Here is a 14,252-nt window from a genome sequence, read left to right as displayed (position 1 = left end):
ACCCAGCGCTACGAAGCCAGTGGCATTACTCGACTTCGATGCCGTAATCCTGGACTAGTTGCTCCAGACCCCCGGTATACCCCTTCCCACCAAGCACGAAGTCCCAGTCACCATTTGGTCTGTGTCGGAAGGAACCGAGCACCAACGCCGTTTCACCGGAGCGGCCGTCGGAGACCTCAAGACGGCCGAGTTCAGTCCGCGCCGGGTCGAGCAAGCGGATACAGGCATCGGTGAAACCTGACAGATCGGCGTCCGGGTTCACCTCCGGATCAACAGCGGCCACCAGAACGAACCGATCCGCGTCCTCGGGCAACCTGTCGAAGGAGACGCGTATGGCCGCCTTGTCCGGCACCGCGGCCGGCACCGCACGCACCGAGCCGTCCGGGGTCTGGAGGTTGTTGAAGAAGACGAAGTGCTCCTCGCTGAGGACTCGATTGCCACGGCATACCAGCGCGCAGACGTCCAGCGCGACGCTGCCGGACCACGTCATGCCCAGCACGTTGTAGTCATCGGGCGAAGTCGCGGGACCGGAAGGCGTCGGCTGCGCGGGGGCCGGTCGTCCGCCCTCCCCCAGCCGTCCACGGAGCCCGTGCCGGTGCAGCAGGTCGACGAGTCCGGTGCCCGAGACCAGCTCCAGCGGCTTGCCGCGGGCGAAGGTGTGCGAGCCGGGGCCGAAGCCCGAAGTGGTCACCAGAACGCCCTTGTTGGCGCCGGTGTCCTGGACCGTGCCGTACAGGTCACGTACGGCGGTGGGTGGCACGGTGTTGCGGTAGCGCTTCACCTGGACGACGATCTTGCCGCCCCGGATGGGAGTCGGGTCCAGCGCGTCGACATCCACGCCACCGTCGTTCGATCGCTGTGTCGTCACCGCCTGCATCCCCATGGCGCGGAAAAGGTCGGCCACAAGGGACTCGAAGGCGATCGGATCCATCTCGTACAGATCCGGCTCCTCATCACCTCCGCCATGGGTGACGACATGGTGACCGACGTCCTGGGGTTGCCGGCTGGGGCGTACGGAGGTGAGTTGGTCGGGCCGGGTCGTGAGCTGTCCCCGTAGCGCCCCCGTCAAGCAGCTGATCGCATCCACCTGTTCCAGATGCAGGTCGGTGAAGGCCGCTCGCTGGGCCATGACGGTCGCCAGGAAGATGTGCGCCCGTCTGCCTGTCGCAGGATCATGGGCATCCACGAAGCCGTTCAGCGCGACCGAGTCGAGGATGCCGTACTCGTCCGCCGCGAAGAGCTGGTGCAGGACCAGCAGCACGCTCTGCGCCAGCACCTCTCGGTACAGCGCACGTCGCTGCGTCACGGGACGCACCGTTTCCTTGTCCTGGTCCTGGGCCGGCACGTACCTCACCGATTTCGCTTCCGGAACAACGTCGTACCCGGGCAGTTCCCAGTCCAGTACCAACTGCCGCGCCGCCGAGTCGAAGGCCGCCACCACCTGCCGGGGAAAGCCATCGGGCCAGGCAGTGGACGAGTACAGGGCGGCCGAGAAGTACTCGACCACGGATTCGGGGTCGCCCCGTCGGACACCCGCGGTGGCCTCGGTGATGCCGACGTTGTGCCGACGGACCTCGGCTCGTTGCGCCTCGGCCCTCTGGTCGTAGTCGCGCTGGGCGGCGGCTAACTGCTGCTGCCGCTGCGCCTCGGCGGCCTGTGCCGCGTGCCAGTCGCGCTCAAAGCGGGATCGCGCCTCAGCCTGCGCCTGCGCACGCCGGTTGGCCGTCCAGCCGCCCTGCGCCTGGTACTGGTTCGGATCCGGCATGCGCACGGGCCATGCGAGCCGGCCAGGGTCGAACGGCGGAATGTCTTCCACGCGCATCAGGGATGACGCCCTGAAGGCCGACGCCTGGCATCCCACGGTCAAAAGCCCCTGCAAGGTGGCGACCTGCGCATCCAGCTCTTCGGTACGCCGCCTGGCCTCCGCCTGCCGATACTCCCGGTGCCCCTGAGCGGCACGTCGTTGATGGTCCCGTGCTTGTCGGGCTTCCTCTCGACGTCGCCTTTGCTCGGCTTCGATCTGCCGCTGGTACTGGCGCTGCGCTTCAGCCCAAGTGTTGACGAAACCAGCAGAGCGACGACTCATGCGCTCAAGCCCTCCCCAGGACGTCGGCAGCGCCGACCGAACCCTGGTTGCCCCCGCAACCAGTTGTGACAAACCGACTTTATCCAGCAATCGCCGTCCTGGATATCAACTTGCCAAGGGCAACTGAAATCAGCAGCGCGCGCAGGTCACTGGCATGCCTAGGTGTTCTGTCCCGGGAGGTTGTGGACGGTGACAGAGTTCACGGCTGACCAATCTTGAAATGGGTGAGGGCCTTCTGGCCTGGTGTGGATTGCGACATCTGCACCGGCAACAGAAAGGCCCTCGTGCCCCACTGTAATGCACCCCTGAGCGAGACCGGCCGCCTGCGCCTTGCCCGCTGCGTGGTCGAGGACAACTGGCCCCTCAGACGCGCCGCGGAACGCTTCCAGGTCTCGCCGACCACGGCCCAGCGCTGGGCCGACCGTTACCGGAAGTTCGGCGAGGCCGGGATGTGCGACCGGTCCTCCCGTCCCCGCACAAGCCCGCGCCGCATCCCCACCCGCACCGAGCGCCGCATCATCAAGGTCCGCGTCCTGCGCCGCTGGGGACCGGCCCGCATCGCACACCTGCTCCGGCTGATGCCCTCCACGGTGCACCGCGTCCTGAGCCGCTACGGCCTGGCCCGCCTGTTCGGGCCACAGGCCGCGTCATACGCCGCTACGAACGCGACAAGCCCGGCGAGCTGGTCCACGTCGACATCAAGAAACTCGGCAACATCCCCAACGGCGGCGGCCACAAGACCCTGGGCCGGCAAGCGGGCCGCAAGAACCGCTCGAACGCCGGCTACAGCTACCTGCACACCGCCGTCGACGACCACCCCCGCCTGGCCTACAGCGAGATCCACGCGGACGAGAAGAAGGAGACCGCCACCGGCTTCCGGCAACGGGCCCACGCCTACTTCACCCAGTCCGGGATCACCGTCGAACGGGTCCTGACCGACAACGGCTCCTGCTACCGCTCACGCGACTGGCGCGATGCCCTGGCCGCAGCCGGGATCGCCCACAAGCGCACCCGGCCCTACCGGCCCCAGACGAACGGCAAGGTCGAACGCTTCAACCGCACCCTGCTGGACGAATGGGCCTACGCCCGCCCCTACGCTCAGAGCAGGAACGACGGGACGCCTTCCCTCACTGGCTGCACACCTACAATCACCACCGCGGACACACCGCGCTCAAGGGCCAACCACCCGCCAGCCGCGTCCCCAACCTCTCAGGGCAATACACCTAGGGCGCACGAACCGCCGGCGACCGGAAGCGCCATCAGCAGCCAAGGCGGCAGCCAACTCATCCTTGGACCAGAGCCAAAACGCAGCGCGACGGCCCCGGTACCATCAGGCACCGGGAACCGTCGCGTTCCCTCCCGGACCACCCCGGTAGCTGCCAGGCGCGGGGGTGGTCCGGTCTCGGTATGGGGTTGGAGCGCGGCCCCTCAATCGAGGGGAAGGCCCTCGAAACGTCCGAGGAGCCGCGCCCGTGGGCCGGAGAGGTCAGGCTCCGGCCGGTGACCGGGTCGCCGCCCACTCCCGATCGCGAGGGAGCAGACCGGGGCGGCGACCCGGCGCTTCTCAGGCCGCGTTTTCAGCCCACAGCCGATCGAGGTCAAGGCGACACCACACCGTCTTGCCCCCTTTGGTCCCCGGTGACCACCAGACCGCCTCCGCCAGCCGCTGGACGATGAGCAGCCCGCGCCCGCGGTCCGGCAACAGCGCCTCGGGGAAGTCGCCTGCCAGCGCGGGGGAGATGAAGTCACCTGCCGGAAGATCAGGCGGAGTCGAGTCTTCATCCGAGACACCGATCACTAGCACCTCAGGCCAGGTCATCAGCGACACATCGACCCGCCGCGCAGCGCCGGGCATGGCCAGGCAGTCATCCGGCACCGCGTGGTGTACGACGTTGCCGACGAGTTCGGACACGACGAGCCGCGCGTCATCGACCGCGTGCGCCAGTCCCCAGGTACGGAGATAGGAGCTGACCGTGTCGCGTGCGGCCTTGACGCAGTCCGGGTCTTCCGCGCAGACCGTCAGTGATCGGAAGTGGCCGTGCGCCGGATCGTGAACCGAGCGGCGCGGAAGGCTCGGCCCTGAGGCGTTCGCCGTGTGTTTGCTCTGCTGCGCTTCCACCGCGTTCCCTCCCGAGCACTGACGAGCCCGACAGCCCGCCGATCTGTGTCGAACAGTCAACGACGGAGGAGATGTAAGCGGGAGTGTTCACCTGGGGGTTCACATGAACACCCACCAGGCCAAGGGGGGTTCACAAATGGACCCCCCAGGCGGGATCACTGTGACACGATGAATACTCGCCGTCATTCTCGGGTTGGCAGGGGAGCATGAGCCGAGAGCCAAACGCGCAGTTGATCGCCGTGATGGACGAAGCGAAGGTCTCGAACAAGGGCCTTGCGAAACGCATGGCGGACGAGGCCAGTCGGCGCGGCCTCGAACAAGGCTCAGGAACAACACACATCTCTGTGAGGCGTTGGCGCGAAGGCGCCGGCATCCGGCCGGAGACAGCGGCGCTCATGGCAGACGTGCTCGCAGCCAAACTCGGGCGTCGCATCACACCGGGCGATCTCGGATTCTTCGACCACACCAAGGCGCCTGCACCCGAACCGATCGGCTACCCGAGCACTGTGCCCGACGTTCTGTCGGTGCTTGACGGACTCGCCCAGGAACGCGCTGACAACCCCACTCCGGGCCAACTGATCGTCGCAGAGGCCGACCTCAGCTCGGCCGTTCTGTCATGGATGATCGCGCGCCCCGACGGCATCCAGGCGGACAGGCCCGCCCATCAACGAGTCGGCATGCGAGATGTTCGCGCGATCAGAGACGCGGCCGGAACCTTCATGGCTCTCGACTTCAAGTACGGCGGGGGCCACGGGCACAAGGCTCTACGCCACTATTTCCGGCACGAGGTACTGCCCCTGCTCAACGCGAGCTATAGCGAGAAGGTAGGCACCGCGTTATTCGGCGCCGCCGCGGAGGTCTCCCAGTTGCTCGCGTGGACTGCATACGACGCCGGAAATCACCGGCTCGCTCACCGCTACCTCACTTCCACTCTGCGCCTGTCCCAAGTCGTAGACGACCGCATGTTCGGCGCCCGGATCCTCGGCAACCTCAGCCACCAGGCCAACTACCTGGGCAACCACGCCCAAGCCATCCAGTTGGCTCGCGCCGCCGTCGAGGGCGCCAAGGGCCGTGCCACCCCACGCGCCCTGTCCAACTACTCCGCCATGGAGGCCCGCGCCCTGTCCAACGCGGGCGACGGTATCGCGGCAGCCCGTGCGATGAAGGAGGCAGAGCGCCACTTCGAACGCGCCGACACAGCCGACGACCCCGCTTGGCTCTCCTACTTCGACGAAGCGGAACTCATGGGCGAACTCTGCCACTGCTTCCGTGACCTCAAGATGCGCCGTGAAGCCGTCGAGCAAGCCCAGCGCGCCGTGGACAGTACCGACCCGAAGTACGCCCGCACTCTCGGCTTCTGCCGCATGGTGCTTGCCCAAAGTCAGCTGCTCAACGGTGAGTTGGAAGCCGCCGTGACAACCGCGAGTCTCGCGGTCGAAGGCGGCGACTCCCTCCAGTCAACCCGCTTCCAACGCTACGTAACCGACTTCCAGAACGAGGTCAGCGTGCACGCGGCGAACCCGACCGTGGCCGCCTTCAACGAGCAGGTACGAGACGCGCTCGCCCGCATGGACGAGGACGACGAATAGCAGCTACCAGGGCCGCCAGTCCCGAGGAGCATCGTCATTGCGCAGGCCAGCCATACGCCGGCGGTACTCGGCCGCGGTTCCCTCGTCCTCCCGCACGTTCTGCATGAGCCACGTCGTCATCCCGAACTCTTGGATGCCACGCAGCGTCTCGTACCCGTGCCAGTCGTACAGGTCGCGCCCGTACGCGGCCACGAAGTCGGCGTACTGCTCATCGGTCTGCCACCCGAGGCTGTGGTGTTCGACGGCCGTGACCATCAGATCCCACTCGGGGTGGTCGTAGCAGAAGGCTTCGAAGTCGATCAGGATCACGCGGTCTTGGTCGTCCACCATGAGGTTCTGCACGTGAGCATCCCCATGCACGGGGCCCTTGGGCGTCTCGAAGCGCAGCTCACGGAACTTGTCGCGTAGCTCCCGCCACCGCTTCCGCAAGAAGACCTTGTCGTCATCCGGGATGACTGCCCGGTCGAGCCGCAGCTGTTGCTTGTCGAAGGGATCGTACGAGGGCAGCGAAAGATCGCCCGGCACAGTCAACGAGTGCAGGTCCCGCAGCACCCGCCCCAGCTCCCCATATGTCGCCTTCCGGCCCCCCTCGCTGATCAGGTGCCAGAACGTCACGGGGTGGCCATCGATCAAGAGGGGCTGCTCCAGATCCTGAAGGATCTGAGCAGCCGGGAACCGTTGCTGAGCCAGCCACCGTGACACGTCCACTTCGACGCGAGCCTTGGGCAACCATTCTGCCCCGCGCGCCACGCGTACGACCACTGGCAATGCGGCCAGCCGAAACAGCGCGTTCTCACCAAGGCGGATCAGCTCTGCGCCTCTGTCATCGAGACCTGCGGCCCGGCACGCGCCAGCCATCACCCGAGCAGCCTTCGCCGACGTGAACCCCTCTTGCGTTCGAGCAGCGTCAAGCGCCATGCCCGTACCAGCTCCCCTAGTCGTGCGCGATCAACCAGCGCACGCCTACGGGCGACCAACCCGACGCACGCCAGACACGACCTCGACGGTACCCACAGATCCACCGCCTGACGAGGACAGCGCAGCCCAGGAGGCACACCAACGGCCTCCCGGGAATCAGGAGGCCGTTGGTACAGATTCACTCAGGGCTCAGAGACTCTGTCGGTACTTGGACCAGGTTTCAGAGGCGGACATCATTCGGGAGGTCCACAAGTCGGGGCTGTCTCCGCCGATTTCGGCCCACATCCGTTGGTTGGCCGAGGCGAAAACATTCAGCGCCTGACGAGAAGCTGATTCCCACGCAGGCACCTGCTCTGCCCACTGCTCGGCGCTCTGCGGAGAATGCTCACCGGCCGCCATGAGCCAAATTACCCAGTAGGCGGCATCCAACCACGGTGCGCCACGAGTAGCCCAAGCCCAGTCGACCATGTAAGCGCGGTTTTCCTGAATCAGAACGTTTTCGTTGTTGAGGTCAGTGTGCAGCAGCGAGCTGCCCTCGAATAGCTCGGACTGGGAGGCGTCATCCACGTAGTTCCTCAGCCGCTGTCCGGCTTCTCGCAGTTCGAGCGGGGGGCATTCGGTCTCACTGAGACCGGTCAGAAGGCCGACCATCAGCGGAAGGTCTTGTGATCCGTGGCTGTAGTCGGCGTGATGGCCCTTGATGTGGTCGAATCCCAGCAGATCCCAGCCGCTTTCCTTCACCCGCCAAAGCAGCTCAGGGGAAATCCCCTTCAGGTAAGGGTTCACTTCGGCTTCGCGCTCCTGAGTCCAGGCCCATCGGTGGTCGGTTCGAAGACCCTTCACGTGAACCGTGCCGGCATCGCAGTGCAGGCGGGCCGCGATCTGGCTGTTGAGGCCGGCGGATACCGGCTCTACACGGTGAATCCGACCTACGTGGTGGGCGACCGCCGTGCGGAGGGCCGAGGGCAGCTCATCGAAGTCGGTGCGAGACGCCATGGGGTCACTCTCTCATCAACGAGGCGGGGGCCCCGCAAAGCGGAGCCCCCGTCGTGCGCACTGGTCAGTTGTACGGGTTGTCGTTGCCACAGCCGGGCTGTGCGTCGGCCGTCAGCTCCTCCACGTCGTCCACCAGGACGACCGCGGTTGCGGCCTCCGTCGCGGACGACGTTTCCACGGTGTTGACAGTGGCAGCGGTCATGACTCCTCCTTGAATCCGTGTTGGCAGTAGTTGCGGAGTGGTGCCTTCGCTTGCTGGTAGAGCTTGGCGAGTGGCCTGCATACCCGGCAGGAGCCGGACAGCTTGCACCCGCTACAGCCCCCAGTGCGAAGCATTTGGGCATCTGCGATGAGCGGCAGATCCCTTAACCCACCAAGCCCGGTAGACATGAGATTGATGGGGTTCTCTCGTCCGACCTTGCACATGGTTGCATTGCCGAACGGGTCCAGGTGGAAGAAGGTATGTCCAGCAGGGCAGCCCCGGAACACCTCTTCGCGGTTGATGTATTCGGTGACCTGGAAGTCAAGGGGACCCTTGTCGCCGTCGTAGGACGGAGAGATGTTGGCGAACACCTTGTGCGGGATGCCAAGACTTTCCGCCAGGGACTTCATTTCATCGACTTCATGGGCGTTGTGCTCGGTCACGATGAGCGACAGCTCAAGGGGAAGTCCTGCTTCCCTGGCCGCCCGTAGGCCCCGAATCACCCTCTTGTATGCCCCACGCGTACGGGTCAGTTCATCGAAGGTCTCTGCCGTAGCACCATACAGAGAAACCGTGATCTTGTGTGGGGGAAGTTCGGCGAGGACTTCCAGAGTCGGTACGTGGTCGAGCCGAGACCCGTTCGTCAGGATCTCCAGCATCATCCCCATACCGAAAGCCGTCCGGTACGACTCCAAGAAGTCGGGATCAATGGTCGGTTCGCCGCCCGTGAACTGGAACCACAGAACCCCAGAGTCCCTGACCATCTCCAGGAGTTTTGTCTTGCGCGCCATCGGAAGTCCGGCAAAGGGTCGCTTCCAGACCACACACATGTCACAGGCGAAGTTGCAGCCCCTGTTGATCTCCCACGTAGCGCGGCTGTAGTTGAGCGTCGTTTTCGGTCGGACAAGGACCGTGCTCGAAGCTGGTGCGCTGCTCAGGTCCACCCCCCAGGATGCTGCCACGGCATCTGTGAACCAACTCGGTGTTGGCACGGCCGTCTCTACCGCTGCGCGAACTTCCTCGTACTTTTCTCGGGGAAGCTGCATCCCGGCCTTTGAGCCGGGCCTCACGGCGACGAACTTATTATTCTGAGGACTCACGATCACCTGATGCATGGCTTCCTCCAGACATTTCGTGGATTCGATGTAGAGCCTCACTCTGCTCCCGCAATAGGGGCTGGAGTGAGCACACGCCTTAGCCTGGACAGATCGAATCCCAGAATCAGCAATGAATGGTCACTGATTTCTCGGGTTACCTCGTTGTCGATCACTTCAACGCTTTCCAGTGCGTTGGCTAGACCGCCTGCCCCATACGGGCGGTCAATGCGCTGCGGTCCACCCTGCTCGGGCTTCTGCTGTCCTGCCGTAGCGGCTAGCGCCCTGTCTGCGCTGACGCCGTCAATGTGATCGGCCGCGTGGCGGGCGAGATCGACGTATCCGGCGTCAATGAGGGTCCCGTCAGGCCGAGTGTCCGTTTGCAACGTCCCGTTTTCCAAGTAGGTGCGTTGCACCATATGCGCGCGGTCGGTGACCATCGTCCAGTCCGGCAAGGTGATCAGCTCGGGCCGTCGCGGGTAACTGTTGGTATCCCCGGCTGCCAGAGTGACGTTGCCGGGTGCTGCCAGCCGGGTCAGCCACCTGGACTCCCTGAGCCGCTGATCGGCATCATCGAAACACAGGTGGAAAGAGACGAGGTTGAGTGGTACCGGGCAACTGCCGAGGTACGCCTTCACGTGACAGGGGTGCAGATACCACGGTTTTTTGACCGGCCGCTCTTCGGCTATGTGAAATATCCACGGATTGACGTACACAGCCGTGGCAATGTCAGCGTCAAGCTCCGAGTTCGGCTCGGAAAGGAAGCCACGAAGATTCAGCCGCTGTTCGGTCGAATGAAGCAGCTGTCTTCCACGTTCACGACTGTGCTTGGCTTCCTGCTGAAGCAGGATATCCGGCCTATATGCAGCCAGGACATCGAGAGCCGGTTCCCGCCTCTCCCGATTTCGGCCGCCGTCCGCCTCGATATTCCATACGGCGACGGTGACGGTGCCGACTTCGGTCATGGCACCTCCAAGGTAATAGGTGATTTCTGTTGAAGCGGTGTGGTCCCCCTACCCGGACTCGAACCGGGGTCTCCGGATTACCGACCCGTGAAGTACTAGAAGCGGGAGTAATCGACGTCGGAAACTAACGCCAGCATCAGTTGGTTGATGCTCGGGCTCTTCCTGACTGAGCTACTGGGGGTTGTTATTGGCCCTAGGTGCTGATGCCCTCCCCCACGTGACGGGGGTTACGCATGACCAGTGCGCACTACGCGAGGGAGGGCGCTTGTCCTACTCCACCGGGCGGTTTCCTAGGGCGAGGAACCGAAGATGTCATCCGGTGGAGTAGGAGTCTGTGTCGGGCTGATCCCGAGCGTCCACACTTCAGGGAAAGGGGCCCCGTTGATAAGGAGCAGATCAAGTCCTCGGAACGCTGCGCCCAACTCCATTACATACTCGTGCAGTTCGCTAGGATCGTCATCGAAAGTCTGTAGCCATTCCTGACTCCGCACCGCCTGAGCCATCGTCCGCAGCTTTATGTACTGATCACGCACGAGTATGGCTGCGTCGGGGTGGTTGAGCGGAGCGCCTTCGCCCCGGTTCTGCATGTCGTTCAAGCCGACTTCCAGCCCAGGTAGGTGACGAAGATGTACACGACAGATGAGCCCCAGAAGAGCAGCACGAGCACTGCCCCCCAGAAGGGTCCGTCACTAGCGATATTCCACGTCCGCAGCTTCCTGGGCACTCGCGCGTCCGGCCGAACTTCAGGGGGCCGCATCATGTCCGGATCACCCTGACTCCGCCCGTCTGAACGGCCAGGATCAGTTGTTCCGCCGTCTCCATGTTCATGCCCTCAATAACGACTTGCGGCCCCCTTGCCGTCTGCCGAAGCTTCATCGGGACCAGGAGTCCCGCGTCCAGAAATGCAGCGTTGAGGGCGGCGAACACGTCGGAGGGCTCACGACCGGACATGACTGACTCCTCAGGGGGCTCGGGGCGAGGGTTCCGCCCTTCCAAGACAAGGTCCACCGAGGCCGCGCCGGCCGTGACGTTGCTTGTGGTCTCAGCTACCTCGATGGCCAATGCGGCGGGAGTGTTGTTCTCCCGATGGCTGTGGGGATGCATGGTGGGAACGGGCCCTTCGGGTGTGCTTGCTGCATCACTTTCTGTGCTCCACCTTGTCCCGACAGTGCGTAGTCTGGAAGGGTTTCACGGCCCGACCTGAGGGTTGGGCACTGTGGCATATGCCAAGATGCCTGATCAGGGTGGGAAGGCTCGTTGGCTGTCATTGACCAGGCACGTGGGCAGGAGCCGAGATGGCTACTACGGATGACATTGACAACCCGCGGCGTCGGTTCGGCGAGGAGCTACGGAGCGCTCGCGAGTTGTATGCCGGCGGCCGCTTATCCCAGACGCAGCTCGCTCGGCTCACCCGAACGTCGAAGTCGACTATCAGTCGGCTAGAGTCCACCGATGCGCCTATCCCCGAAGAGCTTCCGGGGCTGCTTGACGAAGTATTCGGCACCAAGGGACTGTTCAAGGCCCTGTATGAGGAGTGTGTCGCTGCCGACTTCCCTGCGCTGTACCGGCGCCGCATGACTCTGGAACGTCAGGCTCAGGCGATCTGGGAGTGGTCGCCAACTATCGTCCCTGGCCTCTTACAGACAGCAGCCTACGCTCGCGCCCTTCTGGTGAAGGGCGCGCCAAGGGCCAGCGCCGAAGAGATCGAGGCTGATGTCATCAAGCGATTGGCACGTCAAGACGTTCTGCGGTCTGCGGTACCGCCGGATGTGCGGGTAGTGCTCTGTGAGTCTGTCCTCATGCGCCATGTCGGCGGTCGCCAAGTGATGCGCGAGCAGTTGGCTGCGCTCCTGGACCACGGCAGTCACCCGACAACGCGGGTGAGGATCCTGCCCCTTGACGCTGAGGCGCACCTACTCATTGAGAACGCTGCTTCGTTCCTCACGTTGCCAAATCACGTGACGGTGGTCTGCGTTGAGTCCTACCGTACGGCGGGCATCATCGAAGATCCCGAGCACGTCAGGGCAGCCGTGGGTGCCTACACTGACCTCGTAGGCGAAGCGCTGTCAGCCCATCAAAGCGCAAGCGTCATCTCTGAGTACTTGGAGAAGCTGTGAACCGTAATCAGCGCTTGGCCCAGGTCAGGTGGGTCAAGTCCAGCTACAGCGGCCCAGAGGGAGGGAACTGCCTTGAGTGGGCACCCTCCAAGATCGCGTCTGGCACGGTTCCCGTCCGTGACAGCAAGGCTCCAGAAGTTGGGGTACTGGTGCTCAGCCCCTCGGCTTGGTCCTCGTTCGTCTCGTACGCTCAGGACCAGACCGTCTGACGTACCGACGAAGAACGGCCCCGTGCATCCAGCGCGGGGCCGTTCTCCTGTCCCGACAGCGAGACCGTGCTGGTGGAGCATTGGAGCGATGACCCCTTCGTCCCGAGGCAACTCCGGGCGCGTGTATTTGGGTTGGGGTGCCTCTCACCTGCTGTGATGGTCCGTAGGTGTGCACGCTTGTCAGCTGCTGCGTGTGGGCGTTGTCACACGGTTTGACACTCAGGTTCCGCCCAGGCGGCTGGGCGGCCATGCGCCGACCGTCCGTAAGTGTGCGGCAAGCCAGCTCACAAAGTGAGCCTGCCGGACGAATTCCGTAGAAGACTCCTTGCCTCCTCGGCGGACATGCTCCCGCCTCTGACCTTCTGAAGCAGGCGAAACAGCAAGACGGTGTCGATCACCAAGCCATTTGCATCGCCGAATGCTTTCACGTCATCGTCTTTTCCGTGCAGTGCTCGCTGTCGAGTGGCTGGATCGCGCTTGATGAACTGGTTCACGATGTACCAACATGCATCGGGATGGCGTCCAGCCCTGACTGAATACCTCATGTTGAAGCGCAGAAATTGTGTCAAACCTTCAGTCTTGGCGCCCTTTGAGTACCCCTTTACCTCCCCTAGCGCAATCCAGTCCGGCTCCCTCGGATCCATGATATGGAGATCCTCTAGGTGATCATCACTTTTTGCATTTTGATCGGCATCGACAACGGTGAAACCAATTTCTTCGAGCGCTTTTACTACCGCACCCTTAAGCTCATCGGATTGAGCGGTGAGAAGAGCGCGTTCGTATTTGTCAGCTGCTTCGCGGGCGTCTCTCAGGCGTGACCGAAGCTTGGCTTCAATTTTTTGTAGTCTATCTAGTTGATCGGTTCGTTCCCTTTCGACCTCCGCGATCTCTGCAACAATCTGAAGCTCTTCCGCTGTGAGCCACGCCTCGCGTGTCGACCAATCTGGTACCCCAGGGAATCTGTCAGGCGCGAGACTGCTCCACTCTGCCAGCGCGGCCAGCACCCACGAGGTGAGGTCTGGGGTGTCCGCAGGAAGTAGCCACGCTTCAGACGAATCACTGCGAGCGTAGCGGCCCGCCAAGGCGTGCATATCTGCGGTAGTGATGAATGGTTGAATCTTAGGGGCTGACACAGAGCCCGACCTGGTGGAAAATTGATGCCCATAAATCCGGTGCTTCTCACGCTTAGTAATGACCGGCTCAAGCTTTTCGTGTACCAAGGTAGCGATGCGCTCTGGAAGATTCCGGACGCGTCTAATCTCTTGAGAGATAACCCCTGGTTCCGACCCGATTTCGGCGTTCCAGCCTTGGCGGGTCTCTACTGCTTCGTGAAAAACTTGGTCGCGCGACCGAAAAACTACACAGAGATGAGGTGCGACCTTAGTCGTGCCGACGTACTCGGTTCGTTCTTCGAGGCGTTGATCAGTAACAAGAACATCCCACTCGGCCTGACGTACCTCGCGAAGGCTGCTGATCTGCCGAGAGGTTGGGCAGAGTTGGAGAAGATCTGCAACCAATCCTTCCTCTCCTGAGAATCCGTAGACCAGCATCCTCGGGCGAGGGCTAGTGTTAACCAGTGCTCCGCTTTCGATCTCCAAGAAAACTCCCCACCTGAAAGCCGATCTACCCTTGGTTACGTCTCGGCCATGACACGGCCTGTTCCTCATTTTTCCGCCGAGACTGAGGTCGATCCGCTAGCTCATGCGTTCAGACTAGACGCCATGCCTTCTATGTGGCCCAATTTTCCCGGGTTCCCAGCAGGCTAGTTGAGCCAGAGGTCGGTGGAACGGCTTTGGGCTGGAGTTGCTTAGGGGCGAGTGGTCATGGCCCCATAAGCTACCGGCACGTCGGGCAGGTAGTGGACCTGCCCGGTAAAGCACGACGTTGGGGCCATGACCTGCGAGGCTCGCGCCAAAGTGGCTCCATAACACCCCAGCCACGACGTACCCTTCGCTCA

General features: G+C 63.3%; 12 protein-coding genes and 1 pseudogene. 4 read left to right on the top strand and 9 right to left on the bottom strand.

The genetic code is table 11. The features are described 5' to 3' along the window. Window positions 1–25 precede the first annotated feature (25 nt). On the bottom strand, window positions 26–2,086 hold the full coding sequence (locus AC27LF_RS14905; protein ID WP_479660183.1) for a restriction endonuclease: 2,061 nt from the start codon (window positions 2,084–2,086) through the stop codon (window positions 26–28). 284 nt (window positions 2,087–2,370) lie between these two features. Here AC27LF_RS14905 and AC27LF_RS14900 point away from each other — a divergent pair. Continuing rightward, window positions 2,371–3,313, top strand: a pseudogene (locus AC27LF_RS14900) (IS481 family transposase). Window positions 3,314–3,650: 337 nt separating this feature from the next. Here the strand turns inward: AC27LF_RS14900 and AC27LF_RS14895 are convergent. Next, window positions 3,651–4,205, bottom strand: coding sequence for an ATP-binding protein (locus AC27LF_RS14895; RefSeq protein WP_479660184.1), 555 nt, complete (start codon window positions 4,203–4,205; stop codon window positions 3,651–3,653). Window positions 4,206–4,411: 206 nt separating this feature from the next. On the opposite strand from AC27LF_RS14895, the gene AC27LF_RS14890 reads away from it, so the two are divergent. Then, window positions 4,412–5,794, top strand: a complete 1,383-nt coding sequence (locus AC27LF_RS14890) for an NsdA family TPR-like regulatory protein (RefSeq protein WP_479660185.1) — start codon at window positions 4,412–4,414, stop codon at window positions 5,792–5,794. 3 nt (window positions 5,795–5,797) lie between these two features. Here the strand turns inward: AC27LF_RS14890 and AC27LF_RS14885 are convergent, their stop codons facing one another. The 6 genes from AC27LF_RS14885 to AC27LF_RS14860 form a co-directional block, all read right to left on the bottom strand. After that, complete coding sequence (locus AC27LF_RS14885) at window positions 5,798–6,712, bottom strand: aminoglycoside phosphotransferase family protein (RefSeq protein ID WP_479660186.1); 915 nt, start codon at window positions 6,710–6,712, stop codon at window positions 5,798–5,800. A 189-nt stretch (window positions 6,713–6,901) separates the two neighbouring features. Then, window positions 6,902–7,708, bottom strand: coding sequence for an aminoglycoside phosphotransferase (locus tag AC27LF_RS14880; RefSeq protein ID WP_479660187.1), 807 nt, complete (start codon window positions 7,706–7,708; stop codon window positions 6,902–6,904). A 64-nt stretch (window positions 7,709–7,772) separates the two neighbouring features. Next, complete coding sequence (locus tag AC27LF_RS14875) at window positions 7,773–7,910, bottom strand: hypothetical protein (RefSeq protein WP_479660188.1); 138 nt, start codon at window positions 7,908–7,910, stop codon at window positions 7,773–7,775. Then, complete coding sequence (locus tag AC27LF_RS14870) at window positions 7,907–9,067, bottom strand: radical SAM protein (protein ID WP_479660189.1); 1,161 nt, start codon at window positions 9,065–9,067, stop codon at window positions 7,907–7,909. The genes AC27LF_RS14875 and AC27LF_RS14870 overlap by 4 nt, the downstream gene beginning before the upstream one ends. Further along, window positions 9,064–9,969: an endonuclease/exonuclease/phosphatase family protein gene (locus AC27LF_RS14865; RefSeq protein ID WP_479660190.1), complete on the bottom strand. Its 906-nt coding sequence runs from the start codon at window positions 9,967–9,969 to the stop codon at window positions 9,064–9,066. The genes AC27LF_RS14870 and AC27LF_RS14865 overlap by 4 nt, the downstream gene beginning before the upstream one ends. Window positions 9,970–10,725: 756 nt before the next feature. Beyond that, window positions 10,726–11,031, bottom strand: a complete 306-nt coding sequence (locus AC27LF_RS14860) for a hypothetical protein (RefSeq protein WP_479660191.1) — start codon at window positions 11,029–11,031, stop codon at window positions 10,726–10,728. Window positions 11,032–11,264: 233 nt separating this feature from the next. Between AC27LF_RS14860 and AC27LF_RS14855 the strand changes: the two genes are divergently transcribed. Both AC27LF_RS14855 and AC27LF_RS14850 read left to right on the top strand, forming a co-directional pair. Then, window positions 11,265–12,086, top strand: a complete 822-nt coding sequence (locus AC27LF_RS14855) for a helix-turn-helix domain-containing protein (RefSeq protein WP_479660192.1) — start codon at window positions 11,265–11,267, stop codon at window positions 12,084–12,086. Continuing rightward, window positions 12,083–12,295: a DUF397 domain-containing protein gene (locus AC27LF_RS14850; protein ID WP_351730371.1), complete on the top strand. Its 213-nt coding sequence runs from the start codon at window positions 12,083–12,085 to the stop codon at window positions 12,293–12,295. The genes AC27LF_RS14855 and AC27LF_RS14850 overlap by 4 nt, the downstream gene beginning before the upstream one ends. 284 nt (window positions 12,296–12,579) lie before the next feature. Here the strand turns inward: AC27LF_RS14850 and AC27LF_RS14845 are convergent, their stop codons facing one another. Then, on the bottom strand, window positions 12,580–13,893 hold the full coding sequence (locus tag AC27LF_RS14845) for a hypothetical protein (protein WP_479660193.1): 1,314 nt from the start codon (window positions 13,891–13,893) through the stop codon (window positions 12,580–12,582). Window positions 13,894–14,252: the final 359 nt, after the last annotated feature.

It is taken from the genome of Streptomyces diversicolor (assembly GCF_057537855.1).
This window is presented reverse-complemented; position numbering and strand designations above follow the sequence as displayed.